General features: G+C 72.2%; 18 protein-coding genes. 9 read left to right on the plus strand and 9 right to left on the minus strand.

Annotated elements, in window-relative coordinates:
* Nucleotides 1-113: 113 nt before the first annotated feature.
* Nucleotides 114-1,910, plus strand: coding sequence for a CoA transferase (locus AC3EUV_RS04015; RefSeq protein WP_432144493.1), 1,797 nt, complete (start codon nucleotides 114-116; stop codon nucleotides 1,908-1,910).
* Complete coding sequence (locus AC3EUV_RS04020; RefSeq protein WP_432144492.1) at nucleotides 1,907-3,562, plus strand: class I adenylate-forming enzyme family protein; 1,656 nt, start codon at nucleotides 1,907-1,909, stop codon at nucleotides 3,560-3,562. The genes AC3EUV_RS04015 and AC3EUV_RS04020 overlap by 4 nt, the downstream gene beginning before the upstream one ends.
* A gap of 63 nt (nucleotides 3,563-3,625) precedes the next feature.
* Here the strand turns inward: AC3EUV_RS04020 and AC3EUV_RS04025 are convergent, their stop codons facing one another.
* The 5 genes from AC3EUV_RS04025 to AC3EUV_RS04045 all read right to left on the minus strand — a co-directional run bounded on the left by AC3EUV_RS04025 (nucleotide 3,626) and on the right by AC3EUV_RS04045 (nucleotide 7,712).
* Nucleotides 3,626-4,426 carry a metal ABC transporter substrate-binding protein gene (locus AC3EUV_RS04025; RefSeq protein WP_432144491.1) on the minus strand — a complete coding sequence of 267 codons (801 nt, stop codon included), beginning with the start codon at nucleotides 4,424-4,426 and terminating at the stop codon, nucleotides 3,626-3,628.
* On the minus strand, nucleotides 4,384-5,247 hold the full coding sequence (locus tag AC3EUV_RS04030) for a metal ABC transporter permease (RefSeq protein WP_432144490.1): 864 nt from the start codon (nucleotides 5,245-5,247) through the stop codon (nucleotides 4,384-4,386). The genes AC3EUV_RS04025 and AC3EUV_RS04030 overlap by 43 nt, the downstream gene beginning before the upstream one ends.
* On the minus strand, nucleotides 5,244-5,858 hold the full coding sequence (locus AC3EUV_RS04035) for an ATP-binding cassette domain-containing protein (protein ID WP_432144528.1): 615 nt from the start codon (nucleotides 5,856-5,858) through the stop codon (nucleotides 5,244-5,246). Before AC3EUV_RS04035 ends, AC3EUV_RS04030 begins: the two co-directional genes overlap by 4 nt.
* Before the next feature lie 258 nt (nucleotides 5,859-6,116).
* Entirely contained in the window at nucleotides 6,117-6,764 is a 648-nt protein-coding gene (locus AC3EUV_RS04040; RefSeq protein WP_432144489.1) for a sigma-70 family RNA polymerase sigma factor, read from the minus strand.
* Nucleotides 6,765-6,959: 195 nt separating this feature from the next.
* The gene (locus tag AC3EUV_RS04045) at nucleotides 6,960-7,712 is read right to left on the minus strand and encodes a PE-PGRS family protein (RefSeq protein WP_432144488.1); all 753 of its coding nucleotides are present in this window, start codon (nucleotides 7,710-7,712) and stop codon (nucleotides 6,960-6,962) included.
* 176 nt (nucleotides 7,713-7,888) lie between these two features.
* Between AC3EUV_RS04045 and AC3EUV_RS04050 the strand changes: the two genes are divergently transcribed.
* The 4 genes from AC3EUV_RS04050 to AC3EUV_RS04065 all read left to right on the plus strand — a co-directional run bounded on the left by AC3EUV_RS04050 (nucleotide 7,889) and on the right by AC3EUV_RS04065 (nucleotide 12,706).
* Nucleotides 7,889-8,686: a PhzF family phenazine biosynthesis protein gene (locus AC3EUV_RS04050; RefSeq protein ID WP_435602159.1), complete on the plus strand. Its 798-nt coding sequence runs from the start codon at nucleotides 7,889-7,891 to the stop codon at nucleotides 8,684-8,686.
* A gap of 178 nt (nucleotides 8,687-8,864) precedes the next feature.
* Complete coding sequence (locus AC3EUV_RS04055; RefSeq protein ID WP_432144486.1) at nucleotides 8,865-9,782, plus strand: lysozyme; 918 nt, start codon at nucleotides 8,865-8,867, stop codon at nucleotides 9,780-9,782.
* A gap of 47 nt (nucleotides 9,783-9,829) precedes the next feature.
* On the plus strand, nucleotides 9,830-10,426 hold the full coding sequence (locus AC3EUV_RS04060; protein ID WP_435602273.1) for a methyltransferase domain-containing protein: 597 nt from the start codon (nucleotides 9,830-9,832) through the stop codon (nucleotides 10,424-10,426).
* A gap of 342 nt (nucleotides 10,427-10,768) precedes the next feature.
* Nucleotides 10,769-12,706 carry a trypsin-like serine peptidase gene (locus tag AC3EUV_RS04065; protein WP_435602161.1) on the plus strand — a complete coding sequence of 646 codons (1,938 nt, stop codon included), beginning with the start codon at nucleotides 10,769-10,771 and terminating at the stop codon, nucleotides 12,704-12,706.
* A 93-nt stretch (nucleotides 12,707-12,799) separates the two neighbouring features.
* Here AC3EUV_RS04065 and AC3EUV_RS04070 read toward each other — a convergent pair whose 3' ends face one another.
* A complete protein-coding gene (locus AC3EUV_RS04070) occupies nucleotides 12,800-14,356 on the minus strand; it encodes a GMC family oxidoreductase (protein WP_435602162.1) in 1,557 nt (518 codons plus the stop codon).
* Nucleotides 14,357-14,659: 303 nt separating this feature from the next.
* Here AC3EUV_RS04070 and AC3EUV_RS04075 point away from each other — a divergent pair, with 303 nt between their 5' ends.
* The gene (locus AC3EUV_RS04075) at nucleotides 14,660-16,726 is read left to right on the plus strand and encodes a SpoIIE family protein phosphatase (protein ID WP_435602163.1); all 2,067 of its coding nucleotides are present in this window, start codon (nucleotides 14,660-14,662) and stop codon (nucleotides 16,724-16,726) included.
* A 44-nt stretch (nucleotides 16,727-16,770) separates the two neighbouring features.
* Here AC3EUV_RS04075 and AC3EUV_RS04080 read toward each other — a convergent pair whose 3' ends face one another.
* On the minus strand, nucleotides 16,771-17,541 hold the full coding sequence (locus AC3EUV_RS04080; protein WP_435602164.1) for a GNAT family N-acetyltransferase: 771 nt from the start codon (nucleotides 17,539-17,541) through the stop codon (nucleotides 16,771-16,773).
* A 408-nt stretch (nucleotides 17,542-17,949) separates the two neighbouring features.
* On the opposite strand from AC3EUV_RS04080, the gene AC3EUV_RS04085 reads away from it, so the two are divergent.
* Nucleotides 17,950-20,037, plus strand: coding sequence for a SpoIIE family protein phosphatase (locus AC3EUV_RS04085; RefSeq protein WP_435602165.1), 2,088 nt, complete (start codon nucleotides 17,950-17,952; stop codon nucleotides 20,035-20,037).
* Nucleotides 20,038-20,138: 101 nt separating this feature from the next.
* Here AC3EUV_RS04085 and AC3EUV_RS04090 read toward each other — a convergent pair whose 3' ends face one another.
* Both AC3EUV_RS04090 and AC3EUV_RS04095 read right to left on the minus strand, forming a co-directional pair.
* Nucleotides 20,139-20,423, minus strand: coding sequence for a hypothetical protein (locus tag AC3EUV_RS04090; protein ID WP_432144480.1), 285 nt, complete (start codon nucleotides 20,421-20,423; stop codon nucleotides 20,139-20,141).
* 139 nt (nucleotides 20,424-20,562) lie between these two features.
* Nucleotides 20,563-20,874: a hypothetical protein gene (locus tag AC3EUV_RS04095; RefSeq protein WP_435602166.1), complete on the minus strand. Its 312-nt coding sequence runs from the start codon at nucleotides 20,872-20,874 to the stop codon at nucleotides 20,563-20,565.
* Nucleotides 20,875-21,329: 455 nt separating this feature from the next.
* Between AC3EUV_RS04095 and AC3EUV_RS04100 the strand changes: the two genes are divergently transcribed.
* Complete coding sequence (locus AC3EUV_RS04100; RefSeq protein WP_432144478.1) at nucleotides 21,330-21,776, plus strand: DUF5946 family protein; 447 nt, start codon at nucleotides 21,330-21,332, stop codon at nucleotides 21,774-21,776.
* The last annotated feature ends 5 nt before the right edge of the window (nucleotides 21,777-21,781 follow it).

Raw genomic sequence — 21,781 nt, forward strand, 5'->3', positions numbered from 1 at the left:
CGGTGAACCGACAGTCCGACTTACTGGCCGTGGAGTTGGTCGGCGCAGGATGCCGTCCGGTTCCCGGGTCCGTGTGTGAACCAGGCGGCGGTCCGCCGCCGGAGAGGAGTGCCGTGGGACACCCTGCCGTCATCCGCGCGTCCCGACCGCTGGAAGAGGTGACCGTCCGGGTCGCGGGCCCGTCGGCGCTCACCGCGCCGGCGGCCGGCCATCTGCGGGCGCTCGGCGCGACCCTGACACCGCAGCCGCCCGGAGCGCACACCGGGCCCGCGACCTTCGAGGTCACGGGCGCGCCGGGCGCGGCCACCGCGTACACCGCCTGGGCCGATGTCCTGCCGGCCGCGGACGCCGTCGACGAGCCCACCGTTCAGGCGGCCACCGGCATGATGGAGGTGCACGGCAGACGCGACGGCCGGCCGCGTGGTCTCGCCGTCGACTACGCCGCCACCTGTGCCTCCGTGCTCACCGTGCAGGGCCTGCTCGCCGCCCTGCTCGGCCGGGCGCGCGGCGGCGCGCACCTCACGCAGGTCACCACCGGAGCGGACCGGGCCGCGCTGCTCACCCTCGGCCAGTACCTCGCGGCCGCGAACGCCCCGGAGACCGAGGCCGTACCGCTGGCTCCCGGGGGTCCGCCGTTCACCGCCCGATGCGGCACCCGGTTCGAGCTGGAGGCGCTGGACCCCGCCCCCTGGGCCCGGTTCTGGCGGGAGCTCGGCGCACCCGAGGAGGCGATCCGCACCGGCTGGCAGCCCTTCCAGTTCCGGTACGCCACCGCCTGCGCCCCGCTGCCCGAGGCCCTGCACCGAGCGGCCCGAGCCGTGCCCTGGGCGCGGGTGCAACAGGCCGCCGCCACCTCGGGGGCCGAGGTGTGCCCCCTGCACGCCCCGGCCGCACTCCCCGGAGCGACGGCCCGCACGGCACCCTGGAGTCTGACCCCCCGGACCGCGGACCAGGCCCCGCCGGCCACCGGCACCGCCGCGCCCGCCGCTCTTCCCCTCTCGGGGCTGACGGTCCTGGAGGCGGGCCGCCGTATCCAGGCCCCGCTCGCCGCCCATCTGCTCCGTCAGCTCGGGGCGGAGGTCCTGCGGATCGAACCCCCCGGCGGTGACCCGCTGCGCGGTATGCCGCCCTGCTGCCAGGACGTCTCCGCCCGGTGGCTCGCGCTCAACCGCGGCAAGAACGCCGTACAGATCGACATCAAGTCTCCGGTCGGCCGGGCCGAGTTGCGGGAGCTGGTCGCGGGCGCCGATGTCTTCCTGCACAACTGGGCGCCGGGCAAGGCCGAACAGCTCGGCCTGGATGCCGACCGGCTGGCGGCCGTCAACCCGGGGCTGGTGTACGCCTACACCAGCGGCTGGGCCGGGCGGCTGCCCGAGGCCCCGATGGGCACCGATTTCATGGTCCAGGCCCGTATGGGCATCGGCGCGGTGGCCCGCCCCGCCGACGAACCGCCCGCGCCGTCCCTGATGACCCTCATCGACGTCCTCGGCGGACTGCTCGGCGCGGAAGCCGTGGTCGCCGGGCTGCTGCTGCGCGAACGCGGCGGCAGTGGCGTACGGGTGGAGTCCTCGCTGCTGGGCGCCGCGGAGGCGCTCACCGCCCCGGCGCTGCACCGGGCGGCGGCCGGCGGGGAGTTGCGCCGCCCCGCCGGCTTCCGCCGTCCGCTGCCGACCGCCGACGGCTGGATCGCCCCCGCCGATGCCTCCGCTGCCGCCGCCGGAGCCCGCGCGGCCCGGTGGACGACGATGACCTCCGAGCAGGCGCTCTCCACGCTGCGGGCCGACGGTTTGGCCGCCACCGCCGTGACCACCGACCTCGGCGCGCTCCCGCAGGACCGGCGCCTGCGCGGTGCCCTCACCCGTGACTCCCACGGCTCCCTCGTCGTCCCCACGCCCTGGAGATTCGTATGACCCCGCGGATACCCGACCTGGTCCCCGGCCCGCTCCGCCGCTTCTGGGCGGCGGCGGGACACGTTCCCGATCTCGGCCTGTACGCGCTGTTCCGGGCACACCGGATGCGCCACCCGCTCCGGACCGCCGTGATCGACGCCCAGGGTGAGACCACCTACGCCGAGCTGGACACCGAAGCGCGATGTCTGGCCGCCGGCCTCGCCGGGGCCGGGATCCGTCCGGGCGATGTGGTGGGCGTCCAACTGCCCAACAGCAGAGCGGCGGTGGCCGCCGATCTCGCGCTGGCCGCCCTGGGGGCGATAGCCCTGCCCTTCCCCGTCGGGCGCGGCGGGCGCGAAGCCGTCTCGCTGCTCGGCCGCTCCGGGGCGCGCGCGGTGATCGCGGCCACCACCTACCGGGGGAGCGAGCACGCCAGGGAACTGGCCGAACGGGCCGACGCCCTGCCCGACCTGCACACCGTGATCGCCGTCGGCCCGGGCCCGGTCCCCGCCGGCTGCCGGTCACCGGCCGAACTGACCGGCGATGAGCGCGCCTTCACCCCCGAACGGCCCGATCCCGACTCCGCGGCCCGCATCCTGGTCTCCTCCGGCTCCGAGGCGGAGCCGAAGATGGTGGCGTATTCGCACAATGCGCTCGCCGGCGGGCGGGGCAATTTCCTCGCCTCGCTGCTGACGGACGGCACTCCACCGCGGTGTCTCTTCCTCGTCCCGCTCGCCACGGCGTTCGGCAGCAGCGGGACCGCGGTGACCCTCGCCCGGCACGGCGGCACCCTGGTACTGCTCGACCGGTTCACGCCCGAGGCCGCGCTGGCGGCCCTGCGCGCCCATCGGCCGACCCATGTGCTGGGCGTGCCGACGATGGTCCGCATGATGGTGGAGCGGTGCGCCACGGAAGGCCGTACGGCGGACGGGCCGACGGCGCTGGTCCTGGGCGGCTCCGCGCTCGACGCGGCCACGCACGACGAGGCGGCCCGGGTCTTCGGCTGCCCGGTGGTCAACCTCTATGGATCGGCCGACGGCGTCAACTGCCATACGGGCTTGGCGGAGCGGCCCCCGCTCCCGGACGACGCCCCGGGGATCGTGGTGGGCCGGCCCGACCCCGCCGTCTGCGAGATCCGGATCGCGCCGCCGCCCGGTGCGGCCTCGGACGCAACCGGGGAGATCCTCGCGCGCGGCCCGATGACACCCCTCTGCTACGTCGGCGCCCCCGAGCTGAACATGCGCTACCGCACGGCGGACGGCTGGGTACGCACCGGTGACCTGGGGACGCTCGCGGCCGACGGCACGCTGCGGGTCGTCGGCCGTCTCAAGGACATCGTGATCCGTGGTGGCGCGAACATCAGCCCCGCAGAGGTCGAGGGCGAGCTCTCCTCGCACCCGGACGTACGGGAGGTGATCTGCGTGGGTGTGCCCGACCCGCTGATGGGGGAGCGGCTCGCGGCCTGCGTGGTGCCGAGAGCCGGCCGGGAGATCACCCTCCGGAGCCTGTGCGCCCACCTCGACACGCGGGGTGTGGAGCGCCGCAAGCACCCCGAGCATCTGCTGCCGGTGTCCGGCGCGCTGCCGCTCACCCCCGCGGGCAAGCCCGACCGCACCGCCCTGCGGAACCGGATCGCCGCCGGGCTCCCGGCCGAGCCCGCACGGACGGGGTGACCGGCCGGCGGTGGTGGGCGCATCCGTCAACGGCCCACCACCGCCCGCTGGTTCAGCGCGTCGTCAGGACGCGGCGAATGCCTTCTCCATCTGCTGCGCGGCCTTGCGGTACACCGCCAGCAGGTCGAGGTCCTGCCCCGGGTAGTTGGCGATGTTCAGCTGCTCGGCGCCCGCGCCGGGCAGCACCGTTCCGGTCGACATGTTCGCGTTGTCGAGCACGAACTCCGGCTTCTTCGCGGACAGTTCGGACAGCTGCGCCGGTGTCACCGCCTCGGGCCCGTAGGTGCCCACCAGCCGCGCCCCGGCGAGCTTGGCCGCCCAGCCGGTGAACATCTGCGCCGTCACCGCCGGTGCCTTGCCGCCCGGCCAGGAGGCCCGCACCTTCTTGTGCAGCGACTCCCACTCCTTGCCGAACGTGGTGTTCCACCGCGCGGCCGCCGGCTGTGTACCGAACGCCTTGCCCAGACGGGTCACATTGGCCGTCGTCTTCGACGGGGTGTTGTCCAGGTTCAGCTCGATCATCTTGGCCTCCGAGCCCGCCGCCTCCTTGATCCGGCCGGCGAAGGGCTCGAACGAGGAGTAGAGGACGTAGTCGGCCTGCGCCACCTTGGCCAGATCGGACGGCTTGACGTCGTAATCGGGCGCATGCCGGATCGAGGCGGGGACGAGGGAGGTCACCTGCTTCGCCCCGGCGGCCTTCGCCAGCGCCGCCTCCCAGACTGTGGTGGCGACCACCACGGGTCCGGAGGAAGCCTTGTCCGATGTGGCCGCGGTCTTTTCCGGGGCGGAGCCGCAGCCGGAGATCAGCAGCAGGCCCGCGCTCAGTGCGGTGAGGGGACGGACGAGGCCGCGGATTCGCGCCATGAGGAAGTTCTCCGTTCAGGGATGAGATGAGCTGCGAGGGCGACCGCACCCGCAGCGAGGACGAGGACCGGCCCGGGCGGCAGGTCCCAGGCCAACGAGGCGAGAAAGCCGACGACGTTCACCACCAGCCCGATGCCGATCGCCCAGAGAGTGATCGAGACCAGCGAGCGGCCGAGCCGGCGGGCGGCGAGCGCGGGCAGCAGAGTCAGCGCGTCCACCAGCAGGGCGCCGGTCAGCCGGATGGCACCGGCGACCGCGACCGCCACCAGGACCAGGAGCAGCACGGTGAGCCGCTGCACCGCCACCCCGGAACACAGCGCCAGCTCCCGGTCGTGCAGCAGCAACGACAGCTCCCGGCGCCGCCAGACGAACAGCGCGGGAAGAGCCACCGCCAGCGCACCCAGCACCACGAGGTCGACGGGGCGCACCGCCAGGATCGACCCCCACAACAGCGCGAAGGCGCCGTTCGCGTTCACCCCGGACAGCGCCAGCATCAGCAGCGCGGCGGCGATGGCCAGGCTCATCAGCAGCCCCATCGCCCCCGACAGCCCGTCCGCCGTACGCGCCAGCGGCGCCACCCCGGCACCGGCCAGCGCACAGGCGACGAGCGCACACAACACCGGGTCCAGGCCCAGCAGTTGGCCTGCCGCGATGCCCAGCAGCGCCACATGCATCATCGCGAAGCGCACCAGCATGATGTCCAGCCCGACGATCACCACGCCTACTATCGGCAGCCCCAGCGCGGACAGCAGCAGACCGGCCCCGGCGCGCTGTACCGGTACCAGCTGGAGCAGGTCACCGACCTGTCCGAGCGCGCTCACCGGACCTCCCGCAGACGTCCGGCGGCCATCTCCAGCGTCCGGTCGCAGCGCGCGGCCATCGCCCGGTCATGGGTGACCACGAGCACCGTCACCGGCAGCGTGGTGAGCACCTCGGCGGCCTCCTCCTGCCCGGCGAAGTCCAGTGCCGCCGTCGGCTCGTCGGCGAGCAGCACGCCCGCCCCGGCGGCCACACACCCCACCGCCCGCGCCAGATGCATCCGCTGCAGCTGCCCACCGGACAGGCTGCTCAGCGGACGGTCCCCGAGCGCACCCACCCCGAGGCGTACGGCGGCGCTCGCCGCCTCGGCCGGGGCGCCGCTGCTCGCCAGCAGCTCCTTCGCCAGCAGCGGGAAGCGTCCGGCCGCCGGGCGCTGCGGTATCCATGCGCAGGCCCGTCTGCGCCAGGCCCACTCCGCCGCGCTGCGAGCGCCCCGCCGCCCGACGAGGATCTGGCCGTCGACCTGCCGGTGCAGCCCCAGCACCGCCCGCAGCAGCGTCGTCTTGCCCGAACCGTTCGTACCGGTCAGCGCGATCCGTTCACCGGCAGCCACCTCCAGATCGACACCGCTCACGGCCTCCAGGCGGCCATGCCGGCACACCACGCCCCGCATCCGTACGCCGAGACCGGACGACCTGCTCTCCTGCCGTGCCGCTGGGGGCTCCGGCTGCTCATTGCTGCGCTCCACAGCCCACTAGTCGGCCCGGCCGGGCGTGGAGTTCCCGGCCGGGCGGATTCTCCGTGCGGGGGCAGGTGCGGGGCTTGGGCCCGGAGTGCAGCGGGGCAGGACGCGGCGTGCGGCGAACCCCGCCGCCGCGATGACCGCATCCTGCCGCCGCGAAGACCGCATCCTGCCGCCACCACTACCGCATCACGCCGAGGCCGTCGAAGCAGACACCCGCCACGTCGCGCCGAAGCCGGCCGGCGCCGCTTCCCGGTCCGCGCCGTCCGGCCGCCGCGCGGTGCTGCCTTCGGCCGAGTTCACCAGCGCGATCAGCGTCTCCCGGGCCCGGGCCACCCGGGAGCGGACGGTGCCCACCGGACACCGCGCCACCGAGGCGGCCTGCGCGTACGGCAGCCCGAGCAGTTGGGTGAGCACAAACGCCTCCCGCCGCGCGGGCGCGAGGGCGCCGAGCAGATCGGCCAGCACGATGCCCTCGTCGAATCCCGGCAGGAGCTCCGGCTGCGCCTGTTCGGCCATGGTCTGCCAGTCGTCGAGCGCGGCGATACGGGGCCTGGCCCGGTTGGCGCGGATCCGGTCGGCGACCGTGCGCCGGGCGATCGTCAGCAGCCACGTACGGGCCGAGGACCGGCCCTCGAACGAGGGTAGGCCCCGCAGGGCCCGCAGATAGGTGTCCTGCACCAAGTCGTCCGCCGCCTGGAAGTCACCGCTCAAATGCGTGACATAGCGCAGCACATCGCGCCGGGTGGCCCGGACGAACCGCTCGACGGCGGCCTCGTCGCCGCTGCGGCCCTCCAGCGCCCACTGGGTCACCTGGGCATCCTCAGTCACACGCATGCGATGCCTCCTCTCCCTCACGCGGTTCCATGGGCACGGGTATCTGCGATACCGGAATCTGGGCAGGCGTCATCGTCGGAAGTCCTTCGCTGAATCCGGTCCGCCGAACGGCGCGGGGACCGGAGATGTCGGGGCGGGCGCGGCCGGCGCGGCATCCGCGCGCTGTCCGTCCGCTGCCCGGAGGGCGCTCTGCTGTCAGTGGACAGCCGGCGCCGCCGGTGGGCCCCGCCGCGAGACGACATGGACCAGGAGCTGTCCCCGCAATGCGCGCTGCGGTGTCCGCTCCGGCTCCCGGGGCTCCGGCGGCAGGGTCGGCAGCACGGTGTGCCGTACGAGGCGGAGGTGTGGCACGAGGGCGAGGGACACCGCCCGTACGAGCCGGAAGACCGCGCGCTCGCCGCCCCACATCCACCACACGCTCAGCGTCGCGATCAGCAGATGCGCCGCCAGCATCACACCGGCGCCACCCGGCGCCCCCGGATGCGGAGTGTGCCCCATGACGGCCATCTGGCCGGACATCGACAGCCCGCCGAAGTGCCCGCCATGCGCCATCTCCTGCACCGGCGATCCCTCAACCAGAGCCTCACGCACACCACTTGGCACCCGGAGCGGATGAAAGGGCACCCCGCCACCACACCGCAGCGATTCCCACCACAGCCTGCCCCAGGACAGTTTGCTGTGCCCGGCGTGGTCCAGCGCCTGCCCGAGGGCGAAGGCGGAGTGCAGCGTCGCCTGGGTGCCCACGGTCAGGGCCGCCACGGTCAACGGACCGCGTTCCCGGCCCGCGAAGCACCACGCGCCTCCCGCGGCCCCTGCCGCAGCCGTGAGCAGCACCCGCCACGGGAGCACCGCCCCGGACGTCAGCACATGCCCGACAGCCGTGAGCAGCACACAGACCACCGCGAACGCGATGGCCCGCAATCCCCTGAGTACGTATCCGGCTTCCATGGCGAGAACAGCTTGCCCCTCCCGTGCTCCGTCAGACAGATGAGGCCAAAAGATGCTCACTTCCGGAGTGAAAATGACTGCCGGAACGGATGGCGGACTACGGCACATCGAGGGCCCGACGAGCCGCCCAAAGACGTATGAGACACCCTCCCGCCGCAACCAGTACCGTCGGGCGCATGCGTGCTTTCATCGTCGATGCGTTCACCGACCGGCCCTTCGCCGGGAATCCCGCCGGGGTGTGTCTGCTGGACCAGCCGGCCGACGCCGCCTGGATGCAGCGGGTGGCCGCCGAATTCAACCTCTCGGAAACCGCCTTCGTGCACCGGACCGCGGAAAACACCTACGGACTACGGTGGTTCACGCCGACCGTGGAGGTCGACCTGTGCGGCCACGCCACCCTGGCCACCGCCCACGTGCTCCACACGACCCGGTCCGCCGCCGCTCCTGACGCGCCGCTGTCCTTCACCACCCTCAGCGGTGTACTGACCGCCCGTCGGCACGACCAGGGCGCGATATCCCTGGACTTCCCCACGGATGTGCCGACCGCAACCCCCGTACCGCCGCTCCTCGCCAAGGCCCTCGGTGCCGAACCGCAGTGGACCGGACGGGCCCGGCACGATCTGCTCGTGGAACTGCCGGACGCGGCAACGGTGCGTGACCTGAACCCGGACATCGCCGCGCTGGCCGGCTTCAGCGGCCGAGCCGTCATCGTGACCGCGAGCGCCCCGGACGACGCCGACCACGACTTCGTCTCCCGTGTCTTCGCCCCCGCCGCCGGCATCCCCGAGGACCCCGTCACCGGCGCCGCCCACTGCGTCCTCGCCCCCCACTGGGCCGAACGCCTCGGCCGCACCACACTGAACGCCCGGCAACTCTCCCCACGCGGCGGCCGGGTGGGAGTCGCACTACACGACGACCGGGTCACCCTCCTCGGCCACGCGGTCACCGTCTTCACCGGCGAACTGACACCCTGAAGCAGGCGCAGTAGCGGCGTGAACGGCCCCTGCCCGGCTCCCCGGCCCCGGCTCCACCGCCGCGTGCCGGCCACGGGTTCCACTTCGCGTCATGCATCCCGCCTCCCGGTCTCCTCACCTGTGCGTGAAGCAATCCCGGACACCCTCAGGTCGTCCACCGAGATCCTCGGAGGCACGTATGCCCCTGCTCAATTCCCGTTTCCCCCACCGCTCCGCGCGCGCCCGCGCGACCGTGGCCGCGGCCCTCCTCGCGGCCCTCCCCCTGCTGCTCGGCCTGCCCGGCACCGCCGACGCCTCGCCCGCCTCGCGCGGCGGGCGGGCGTCCGAACCCGCCCACCCCGGCGACGACTGGGCCGGTTCCCAGATCGCCCGGCACGAGGGCACCGCGACCGGTCCCGCCCGGTCGACGTCCTTCCTCGCGGCGCCCTCGCGCACGGCGTCCGCCGGAAGCGCGGCGTCCTCGCGGGTGAAGTCCGTCGAGGGCGTGGACGTCAGCAGCCACAACGGCAATGTCACATGGTCGACGCTGTGGAAGAGCGGTGTCCGCTTCGCCTACGTCAAGGCGACCGAGTCCACCAGCTACACCAACAAGTACTTCACACAGCAGTACAACGGCTCCTACAAGGCCGGCATGATCCGCGGCGCCTACCACTTCGCCACCCCCAATACCTCCAGCGGCAGCGCCCAGGCCACCTACTTCCTCAAGCACGGCGGCGGCTGGTCCAAGGACGGCAAAACGCTCCCCGGCGCCCTCGACATGGAGTACAACCCCTACGGCTCGACCTGCTACGGGATGAGCGCGGACGAGCTGGTCAAATGGATGAAGGACTTCTTCGCCACCTACAAGAAGCGCACCGGCCGGGACGCGGTCCTCTACACCTCCACCAGCTGGTGGAAGCAGTGCACCGACAACTCCACTGCCTTCAGCAGCACCCATCCGCTGTGGGTCCCGCGATACGGGTCGTCAGTCGGCACACTCCCCGGGGGCTGGAACTACCAGACCTTCTGGCAGTACACCTCGACCGGCCGCACAGTCGGTGACCACAACCGCTTCAACGGCGCCTCCGACCGGCTGAAGGCGCTGGCCAACGGCTGAACATCCCTGCGGCCGTACGCCCGCGGAGACGGGCGTACGGCCCCACCCTGGCGTTCTCCTTCGCGGCATGGGAACACGGCCACCGGGCCGTTCTTGTCGGCCTCGATCCGGACCCCGCCGCACTTGCCCGGGCCCGTCGGCGCGCCGATATCGAGTGGGCCGAGGGCACTGCGGCGTCGGCGCGATGGGACACCGCATTCGACCTCGCGACCATGACCGGCCATGCGTTCCAGTGCCTGGTCACCGACACGGAGTTGAGTGCCTCGCTCGCGGCGGTGCACACGGCGCTGCGCAGTGGCGGCCGCTTCGCGTTCGAGACGCGGCACCCGCAGGCGCGTGCGTGGGAGGGCTGGAATCCGTCGGCGGCATCCGACGTCGTCGATGCGGCCGGACGGGCCCTGCGCCTCTGGCACGAGACCGAGTCCGTCATCGGTGACGTGGTCACCTTCACCGGGACGACGGCCGCGGCCGACGGCACCGTGCTCCGCGTCGACCGGACGCGTCTGCGCTTTCTTGACGAGGCGGTGCTCGACGCGTTCCTCGCCGACGCGGGGTTCGTCGTCGAGACCCGGTGCGGGGACTGGGACGGCGGGCCCGTCACCGGTACGAGCCGGGAGATCATCACGATTGCCCGCCGCCGATAGGCCCATACGCAAAGTCACTTGATGGTGCGTCAAGTGACTGACATCACAAGGCTTTGATGTTCGCCAAAGCGTCATCTGTCCAAATTTGGCCGGTGGTTTCGTGATACCTTCCTCCCGCTTCAAAAGCGCCCGGCGAAAGTATCGCGATCCAAGCCACTTCTTCAGGGCGGCGCAGCTGGTGAATTGGGCGCCGTAAGCGGCGATCAAGAATCGCCCCGCTGATCCGGAGGAGATTCGCCGGAAGGCGCGCGAGAACCAATGAATTCCCGGGCCGGGAACGCGCCCTCGCGTCCGGCTCCCTCAGCTGAACCCGGTCGTTTCGACCCTTCAACGGACAGGCTCATGCAACGAATACCCTGGGTGCGCGCCGCCGCCGTCGGCGTCTGCGCCTCGATCGCGCTCGCCGTACCGGCACTGGCCCGACCGGCGCTCGCCGCGCACCAAGCGACGCCGGACGCTCCGGACGTCCCCGCCGCCATGACGACTCCGGCGACGGCCGGCCCGGCGACACCTTCCCCCGGCCCGGTGAAGCCCTCGCCCGGCCCCGTGAAGCGTTCCAAGGGCGTCACGCAGGAGGACATCCGCAAGGCGCAGCAGCTGGAGCGTTACTGGACGCCGGAGCGGATCCGGAGTGCCGTTCCCGTGGATGCGGTGCAGGCGGGGGAGACGGCGCAGGCCCCGCTGCGGGCTCCCCACGCGGCGGGCCGGAGTGCGGTGTTCGCGCCGAGTCATCAGGTCGCCTCGGGGGTCCCCACGGTCGGTGTGTTCCTGATCCGCAGTGAGGACGGCTCGGCGACGCCCAACCAGTTCTGTAGCGCCGGCGCCGTCACCTCGCCGACCAAGAGCCTGGTGCTCACCGCGGCCCACTGTCTGAAGGGCGGCAAGCCGTACCGCAACGTCGCCTTCGTGCCCGGCTACCGGGGCGGGGCCTCGCAGGCGGGCGAGCCCGGGGAGCGGCCCTATGGCCTCTTCCCGATGGAGCCGGGCAAGGTGTGGATCGACGAGCGGTATCTGTCCTCGTCACCCAGCGACGATGTGGACTTCGCCGTTCTGCGCGTCGGACCGAACTCGCAGGGACAGCTCCTGGAAGACGCCATCGGCCGTGGCAACACCCTCACGACGGTCCCCGCCGCGCAGCTGGCCCGCCGTGAGGTGACGCTCACCGGCTACCCCGGCGGCCAGAAGACCCCGCTCCAGTGCACCAACGCGACCCGGGCCTTCCAGGGCCGGTTCATGGAGATCAGCTGCGACGGCTTCCGTACGGGGGTCAGCGGTGGTCCGTTCCTGGAAGGCTTCGACGGCAGCCGTGGCAACCTCGTCGGCGCCATCGGCGGCTACAAGACCGGCGGTCTCCTGGACAACGTCTCCTACAGCTCGCAGTTCGACAACGACGTCCTCCGTCTGTACAACCAGGCGGTCGCGGACGCGGCGCCGGACACCGTCAACCCCCTCGGTGACGCCACTACGTGGCAGCACGCCACCACCTTCCTCAGCGGCCGGTTCCACTCCGACTCGGTGCGCAACGGCACCGGCGACCTGATCGTGCGCTGGTCCGACGGCGAGGTCTCGCTCTACCCCGGCGACCGCGCCTACGGCCTGGGCAAGGACATCCGGCTCGCCAAGAGGGGGCCGGAATGGAAGCAGGCGAAGGCCCTCACCGTGGGCGAATTCACCGGCAACAGCACCGATGACCTCCTCGTCCGCTGGGCCGACGGCAAACTGACCCTCTACAAGGACGTCAACGAAACCAACAAGCTGAACAACCGGATCCAGCTCAAGGGCCCCAACGGCACCTGGACGCATGCCGCGGGCCTCACCGCCGGCCGGTTCGGTGGCGGCAATACGCGCCGCGACGACCTCGTGGTGCGCTGGTCCGACGCTGAGATGACGCTCTACACCAATGTGGACGGCCGGGGTCTGCACGCCGAGAAGCAGCTCGCGAAACGCAAGAACACGACCTGGTCACACGCCCGCGACAGCGTCGCCGGGAACTTCGCGGCGGCCGCCGGCGACCAGGATCTGTTCGTCCGCTGGTCCGACGGTGAGGTGACGGTGTACGAGAATCTCGCCGGCAAGGGCTTCAAGGCCGAACACCAGCTGCGCCCGGCGAAGTCGGCGTGGCGCTACGGCAGTCCGGTCACGGCCGGTGCCTTCGGCGGCGGTGCCCGCCAGGACGATCTCCTCGCGCTCTGGCCCGGCGGCAAGCTCGTCATGTACGGCGACACCACGGCCAGGGCCCTGGGCCGCGAACGCCTGCTCGTTCCCGCGCGGATCAGCTGAACCCGTACGCAACTCCGAGGAATGCCGTCCGGTGCCGTCAGGGAACCGGACGGCATTCCGCGTCGTTGCCGCTCCCGTGGCGCCGGCCGGAGGTCAGGCCGGTGCCGACCGGCCGCGGATCAGGTCCGCCGCCTTCTCCGCGATCATGATGGTGGGAGCGTTGGTGTTGCCCCGCACCACCGTCGGCATCACCGATGCGTCCACCACCCGCAGGCCGCTGACCCCGTGCACCTGGAGCCGGGAGTCCACCACGGGGCCGATCGGGCAGGTGCTCGCGGGGTGGTACAGCGTATGGAGCTCGCGCCGGGCGAACTCCAGCAGCCCGGCGTCGTCCGTGGAGCGGGGTACGCGGAAGTCTGCGCGCCGGTGCTTGCGCAGGCTGGGCTGGTCGGCGATGTCCAGCAGCAGTCGCAGCGCCCGTACCGCCGTGGCGCGATCCTCCTCCGTGGCCAGGTAGTTGTGCAGGATATGCGGTTTGGCGCTGGGCATCGCCGACCGCAGCGAGACCTTGCCCCGGCTGGTGGGGGCGAGCAGGGCCGCGCCGGACATGAAGGCATGGTCGGTAACCGGGCTGATGCCCTCCTCGTGGAACATCACCGGAGTGGCGTGTACCTGGACATCGGGAGCTTCCAGCCCCGCGCGGGTGCGGTGGAACCCCCCGACCTCACCGACGTTGGAGCTCAGCGGGCCCCGCCCCTCGGTCTCCAGCAGGCGCACGTTGTCCGGTGTCTGGGCGGTCAGCAGGGTTTCGGTGTCGGTCAGGTACAAGAGGCCGATGTGCGCGTGGTCCTGAAGGTTTTCCCCCACCGGGAGCTCCACCCGCGGTGTGATGCCGTGCGCCGTCAGCTCATCGGCCACACCGATCCCGGACAGCATCAGCAGCTGCGGGGAGTTGTACGCCCCGGCCGACAGCACCACCTCCCGCTCGGCGTGCCGCTGGAGCAGTTCACCGGCCCGTTCCAGCTCGACCCCGGTCGCGCGGTCACCGTCGAACAGCACCCGGGTGCACTGGGCGCCGGTGAGCACGTCGAGATTCGGCCGGTCCAGGGCCGGCCGCAGATAGGCGACGGCCGTGCTGCACCGCATTCCGTCCCGCTGCGTCAGGTGGTAGTGGCCGACGCCGTCCTGTTCCGGACCGTTGAAATCCGCGGTGTACGGATGGCCGGCCTCCTGGGCGGCCGCCACGTAGGCAGTCATCAGCGGGTGCTGTGAGCGGCCTTCGCTGACGGTCAGCGGCCCGCCGGTGCCGTGCCACGGCGAGGTCTCCCCGCGGAAGTCCTCGGCGCGCAGGAAGTAGGGCAGGACGTCGTCCCAGCCCCACTGCTCCGCGCCGGCGGCGGCCCAGGCGTCGTAGTCCCGGCGGTTGCCCCGGATGTAGATCATCGCGTTCATCGACGAGGACCCACCGAGCATCCGGCCGCGGGGCAGGAACCGGCGCCGGCCGTCCAGGCCCGGTTCGCAGTCGCTGAGGTAGCTCCAGTCGTACTTCGTCTGGAACAGCTTGCTGAAGGCGGCCGGTACGTGGATTTCCTGCGCATCATCCGCCGGCCCGGCCTCGATGAGGAGCACCCGGGTGTGCTCGTCCTCGGTGAGCCGGGCCGCCAGCACACATCCGGCCGACCCGGCCCCCACGATGATGTAGTCGTACACCCGTACCCCTCACGCAGCGCTGTTGCGGACCCCTCAAGCCAAGCCGCACCGGCAGGTCCGCTCACACCGGGAAACCAGCCAAAGTGCGCGGTCGGCGGGCGGACCGCGGCGTTCACGGGCGGCGCGCTCACCGCCGGAGCCGCGGCGGCACGGAGGCCGCCCGGCAGCCACGCGGCCGCTCGCCCCGGGCCCGGCGCGAGGCCGAGTGTCCGCACCTGAGGGACGGGCGCAGAATGAAGAGAGCCGCTCTGGCGCCCGGAGGGCGGACGGGCCACCGCGCGCGGCGGGTGGAAGGACAAGCCGGTGCCATCAGATCGGCCGAGCGACCAGCAGGCTCGCGGTCCACTCTGGTCCGAGCCCGGCTCGCTGCTGGAGCATGTCGCCGTCGCCGTGTTCGGCATCGATGACGCCAACCGGATCTGCTACTGGGGCCCTGGTGCCCAGCACCTTTTCGGTTACCGGGCCGCGCAGGCGCTGGCGAAGCCCGGCGCCCTTCTCTTCCCCGTCGCACCCGACGACGGCCCCGACGCCTGCGCCCTCCTGGCCGAGCGCGGCCGGACCGAGGGCTATTGGCGTGGGCGGCTGCTCGCCGCGCATCTGGACGGTTCGGTCTTCGACTGCGGTTTCCGGGTCTTCCCGGTTGCCGGGGAGGCGGGGCATTCGGTGGTCATGGCCCTGGCGAGCCGCGGCGACGAACTGGACCGGGTGAAGACCAATCTCGCCTTCCTCGACGCGCTCTTCGAGACCTGCCCCATCGGCCTGGTCATGCTCGACGAGGAACTGCGCTACGCCCACCTCAACCAGGGCCTGGCCGACATCAACGGGCTGCCCATCGAGGAACACCTGGGACGGCGTATCACCGAGATCATGATCACCGCGGACGGCGGCGAGTACGAGCGGATGCTGCGCGGGGTCGCCGAGGACGGCAAGCCCATCGCCGGTGTCCGGGTCGGGATGCGCACCCGGGGCCACCCGGACCGGGACAAGGTGCTGTCGGTGAGCTTCTTCCCGCTCTCCCGGGCCGGCGGTACCCGCCCGGGAGTGGGCGGCCTGCTGGTGGATGTGACCGACCGGGAGCAGGCCATCGTGGAGGCGACCGCCACCCGCCAGCGGCTGGCGCTGCTGGACCAGGCGTCCGCCCGGATCGGCACCACCCTGGACGTGGAGGTCACCGCCCAGGAGCTGGTCGATGCCGTGGTTCCGGTCTTCGCCGACGCGGCCGTCGTGGAGCTCGTGGAAGGGCTGGACGAGCGGGAGCCCTTCGACCCGGCGCAGCCGGTGCGCACTCGCCGCCTCGCGCACGGCACCGTGCTGCCCCCGCCCGCGACGGAACTCGTCGGCGGGGTGGCGGGAGTGCACTACCCGCCGGGCTCCGCCATCCACCGGATGCTGCGCACCGGCCGCCCGATCGCGGTGCCGGTGAACCAGGAGTTCATGCTGCGGACCATGCTCGACGAGGCACGCGCCCGGGTGCTGGCCGACAGCGGTCTGACCTGTCTCCTCCTCGCCCCGCTCATCGCCCGGGGAACGGCGCAGGGCATCGCCGTTTTCGGCCGGTCAGCGGCCCGCGCGACCTTCACCGAGCAGGACCTCAGCCTGGCCGCGGAGCTCGCCTCCCGGGCCGCGCTCTGCCTGGACAACGCCCGCCTGTACAGCCGCGAGCGGGACATCGCGCTCACCTTCCAACGCGCGCTGCTGCCCAGCTCCCTGGGGTCCTGCCCCTCCCTGCAGCTGGCCCATCGCTATCTGCCCGGCAGTCACGTCACCGAGGTCGGCGGCGACTGGTACGACGTGGTCGACCTGCCCGACCAGCGAGTCGCCCTGGTCGTCGGCGATGTCATGGGACACGGTGTCGCGGCCGCCGCGGCGATGGGCAGGCTGCGCATCACCGCCAAGGCACTGGCCCGCCACGACCAGGAACCGGAAGAGCTGCTCACCGAGCTCGACCAGTGCGCCCAGGAGGCGGGCATCGAACTCGCCACCTGCCTCTACATCCGCTACGACCCGGTCACCGGACGCACCCGGATCGCCAGCGCCGGCCATCCTCCGCCCCTGCTCCGCTACCCCGACGGCCGGACCGAGGTCATCGACGAGGTGCTGGGGGTACCCCTGGGTGTCGGAGGCTGTCCCTTCCGTTCGACGGAGCTCGACCTGCCCGACGACACCACCCTCGTCCTCTACACCGACGGTCTCATCGAGGCCCGGGACCACGACATCGACGAGGGGCTGACGGCGCTGCGCAGCGAACTGAACCGGCTCCCCGACTCCTTGGAGGCCGCCGCGGACCACATCCTCGCCCGCCTCGTACCGAGTTCCCCGGCCGATGACACCGTCCTGCTGCTCGCCCGGGTCCACCGCGTACGGCTGTGACGGGCCTGACCCCGGCGCCCGGCACCGACGGGCGCCGGCTTCCCTCAAGGATGTCCCGGCGCCGCGATGCGCCCGGAGACGCACGGGTCCTCGTTGCGGTACCCGAGGCGGGTGTAGAGCCGTTCGGCGGGGACGTTGTCGGCGAGCTGCCACAGCGTGCAGAACCCGTGCCGGCGTACGGCGTACCGGGTCAGCCACGAGGTCAGCGCCGCGCCGAGACCCTGACCACGCAGCCGCGCGTCCGTCGCGACCGACGCCATCAGCGGGGCCCCGCTGTCCCGCAGGCTGCTCAGCGCGCCACAGGCCACCAGCCGTCCGTCGGGGTCGCGGATACCGGTCCACAGGCTGACGCCGGAGGAGCCGGGGCCGGTCGAATGGGCGGGGCTGTGCTCGTTGAGGAAGCCGAGCAGCTCCTCGTGGTGCGACTCGTCCAGCTCCATGACCCGCTCCTCGGCCCGTTGGAGCGGCGGTTCCTCCAGCGTCCACCGGAAGACCCACTCGACGACATCGGACACCGCCAGATGGCGGCCGACCAGCGCATCGGTGCCCCGGGGCCCGGTGAACTCCCTCACCTCGTCGGAGAGTTCATGCGCGGCCCGGAGCACGAGCCCGGCGGCGGGAACCGCTTCGCCGACGCTCCACAGATGTCCGCGGGCGTCGTCGAGCCAGGCGGCGGCGCCGTCGCCGGACCAGCTGATCCGGCCGGACGGGCGTCGTCGGGCGGCGCCGAAACGCAGCAGGGCCGCGCCGGCCTGGCGCTCCAGACCCTGCTGGAACAGGTCTGCGGTCCGGGGAGGAAGAGTCGTTGCCTGCATCGCTCTCTCGGGAAGGACGTAACGGGAGGGCGACGGCCCGGACACGCACAGGGCGCAGCCGGAACCGGCCGTCTGGGGTGTGGGGGAGTCCCGGCAGGGGCTGCGCAGGCGGCGCGCCCGGCTGACGGGGGCCCCACTTTTGCACACCGCCCCTGGCCCGAGGCAAATCCGGGGCCGGGGCGGCGCATACGTACCGGAAATTGCGGCCGAGGACACCGCGGACCGGCCCCGCCGACCGGCCCCGTTCACCCAGGGACCAGCCTGTCCGCCGCGGGCGCGGACCGGAGCGACTGCGCGGCCTCCCGGATCCGGGGAACATGGAAGCACTGCGAGGTGTAGTGGATACGGGCCGCAGCCCGTGGCCGGCGGGACCGCATGCCCCGCTCACAGGCGGAGGAGGTGCCTGGGATGGGTACAGCAGGCCCCTTCGGCCCGCCGGGCGACCAGCCGCCTGCCGGGGCGCCGCAGCGGAGCGGGCTGCTGGATCTGCTCAGCGTCGCGGCGGTGCTGCTCGACGGCGAGGGCCGGATCGTGCTGTGGAGCCCGCAGGCCGAGAAGCTGTTCGGCTACACCGCGCAGGAGGCGCTGGGCCGGTTCGCGGGGCGGCTGCTGGTCCATGAGCAGGACCTGGACCTGGTGATCAGGCTGTTCGCCGAGGTGATGGCGACGGGCGAGAGCTGGGCCGGCGCCTTCCCCGTCCGGCACAAGGACGGCAGCTCCCGGCTGGTCGAGTTCCGCAATATGCGGCTGCTGGACGACCACGGTGACTTCTACGCCCTGGGCATCGCCACGGACGAGGAGATCCTGCGCCAGGTGGAACGCGATGTGGCGCTGTCCACGCGGCTGGTCTCGCAGTCCCCGATCGGGCTGGCCGTCCTGGACACCGAGCTGCGCTATCTGGCCGTGAACCCGGCGCTGGAGCGGATGAACGGGGTGCCCGCCAAGGAGCACATCGGCCGGTCGGTCCGGGAGGTGCTGCCGTTCCTGGACACCGACGCCATCGAGGCCGCCCTGCGGCAGGTCCTGGCGTCCGGCACACCCCTGGTCGACGAGTACACCGTGGGCCGCACCCCCGCCGACCCCGACAACGATCACGCCTGGTCGGTCTCCTACTACCGGCTGGAGGACCCGGGCGGGCGGGTGCTCGGAGTGGCCGGCCTCGCGGTGGACGTCACCGACCGGCACCGCGCGGCCACCGAAGCGACCCGCGCCCGCCGCCGGCTGGCCATGATCGCCGACGGTACCGCCCGGATCGGCACCACTCTGGAGGTGGAGCAGACCGCCCGCGAGCTGGCCGAGGTCGCCGTGCCCGAGCTCGCCGACATCGCGGCGGTGGACATCCTGGATTCCGTCCTGGAAGGCCGCCCGGCCCAGACACCCGGCGCCCGCCCCGCCCTCTTCCGGGCCCTCGCGGTCAAGGCCGCCTATCCCACGGAGGCGGTCCGCGCCGCCGACCCTCCCGGCCACCTCGCCAGCTACGGAGCCGACCGACTGGCCACCCGGTGTGTGCGCACCGGTCAGCCCCTCCTGATAGCCCACGTCCAGGACCAGGACCTGGCCCGCATCGCCCGTGACCCCGAGGCCGCCGCCCTGCTGGCCCGGGCCGGCATCCACACCTATCTCACGATGCCGCTGATCTCCCGCGGCGAGGTACTCGGAGCCCTGGGCCTCACCCGCGCCCGCAACCCGCTGCCCTTCGACGAGGACGACCTCGCGCTCGCCACCGAACTGGCCGAACGCGCCGCGGTGTGCATCGACAATGCCCGCCTGTACCAGGGCCAGCGCAACACCGCCATCACCCTCCAGCGGAGCCTGCTCCCCGACCGGCCGCCGCACCGGAAGGGCCTGGAGATCGTCACCCGCTACCAGCCCGCCGGCACGACCAGCGAAGTTGGCGGCGACTGGTTCGACGTGGTCCCCCTCGGAGCGGACAAGACCGCGCTCGTCGTGGGCGATGTGATGGGCAGCGGCATCGACGCGGCCACCACCATGGGACGCCTGCGGACCGCCACCTCCACCCTGGCCGACCTCGACATCCCGCCGACCGAGGTGCTGCGGCACATCGACAAGATCACCGAAGATCTGGACCAGTACGCCACCTGCGCCTACGCCGTCTACGACCCGCAGCACGCCGTCTGCCGCATCGCCGTCGCCGGGCATCTGCCGCCGGTACTGATGCGCACGGGCCGGCCGCCGGAGCTGCTCGACCTGCCCATCGGCGTACCCCTAGGGGTCGGCGGAGTCCCCTTCGAAGAGGCCACCTTCCCCCTGCGCCCCGGCGACCAGCTGGTCCTCTACACCGACGGCCTGGTCGAGACCCGCCACGACCCCATCGACGAGCGCCTGGCGCTCCTGCTCCGCCTCCTCGACCGCCCGGACGACACCCTGGAGGACACCTGCGATCGCCTTCTCGACGCCCTGCGCGATCCGGACGACCCGGACGACGTCGCCCTCCTCATCGCACGGGCCGGGGGCCAGGGACGGGGCAGCCCTTAGGGGCCGGGGCGCCGGGCTGGGGGCGTACGGACCAGGGCGGGGAACACCCCGGGGTCGGGGAGGTGTCCCTGGATCGGTGACCGGTCCGGCCGGTCACCGGGTCACTCGGACGGCTCCTGCTCGGTGCGCGTCAGGCTCGCGATGTGGGCGCGGTAGGCGGCGACTTCGGCCTCGGTGAGGGCCAGCCGGCCGGGGCCGGGCTGGTCGGCCGGGAGCTCGGTCGACTGGACCGCGGCCCGGTACATGGGACCGGGCAGGTTCAGCAACAGCTGGCCCTGCTCGGCGGTTTCGATCACCAGCCATGAGTCGGCGTTGTCGTCGTGGACATCGGTGACTCCGATGGTGCTGATGGCGATCACGGTCAGAACCGGAGGGATTTCGCTCATGTCACCTCCCTATCAGCCGTCGTCGGACACGGCGAATCGCGACGGGGGTGGGCTCCCCAAGAGGAGGGCCCACCCCCGCAGAACAGCAGGGAGCCGGCCGGCACCCGGTCACGACCCGTGGCGCCCGGCCTGGCCCGTCCTAGCGCAGAAGGTCGGCCAGCGCCCCGCCGCCGGTGTGCACACCGCCGGACGGCCGGTGATGGTCCCGCCTGTGGTGATCGCGCTTGTGGTGATCGCGCTTGTGGTGGTTCTTCTTGCGGTGGTCCTTCTTGTGATGGTCGCGCTTGTGGTGTCCGTGCCTGCACCTGTCGTGGTCGTGGCCGGAACTGCTCGACGTGACATGGTCCGTCGTGTGGTCCCCGACCGCGGACACGGCGGTCGCGGCGGGGGCGGTGACCGCGAACATCGCGGTGATGACGGCTGAGGCGAACAGAGTGCGGGCAGTGCGCATGGACATGTTCCTTTCGGCCTGCTGCGAAGGGCGACACCCTGTCGGCCTTCTGCGGCGCAGTAGTGATATGACACACAGCCAGTTGCATTGTCACGGCGCACCACTTGAGACCCCCGAATCCGGGCGAATAATTGAGCCTCCCGGGTGGCCCGAGCGTGCCGTTGTTGCCGACGGTTCGCGCCGGAGGGCATGAGCATGACGGCCGCCCGGGGGTGGGTCCCATGGTCTGGGCGCCGCCGGAGGCATCGAATGCGGCCATAGTGCAATTCGGCCCAGAACTTCATCCAGCGACGCACAAGAATTCGCTCAGTAAATCGCGCGGTGCCGCCCACGCGTATTCAGTCAACGAGGCTTCCCAGACGCACGAATGCTCCGCGCTCTGCGGAAAACCACAGGCGCCGAAACGCCAAACCGGAGATGCTGGGACGCCGTACTCCGAGGATCAAGGAGAAGGCATGGAACCCTGCGCAGAGTGCGGTGCGCCGATGGACCCGCGATCCTGCGACGAGCTGTTCCAGACACTGCTCGCGCTGGACCATGAACGGCAGGCACCGTGGGGGCCGCTGCACGGCGTCTCCGTCTCCTGCTTCCTGCTTCAACACCCCAGTCGGCTTCCCGCCGACGACGGCGGGACGGCCTGGGCGCTCCTGCACGCCTATCTCGACGGCGGCCTCGACGCAGTGAACCAGCTCGTCGGCCGGGCTCGTCGGGGCAACTCCCACCGTGCGAAGGGCAGTCCCTCACCAGCCGTCCGGGACGCGGCCCGGCCGTACCGCGACGCGCCGCACTCCCGTTTCTCCGTCACGATCCATGACGTCGCCGTCGACGGTTCGTTCCCCGCCTCGGAGTTCACCGAACGCGTCAGGGCCTGGGCCGCCGCGACGGTCAACGCGTGCAGCTAGCACGG

Source organism: Streptomyces sp. bgisy130 (genome assembly GCF_057708345.1).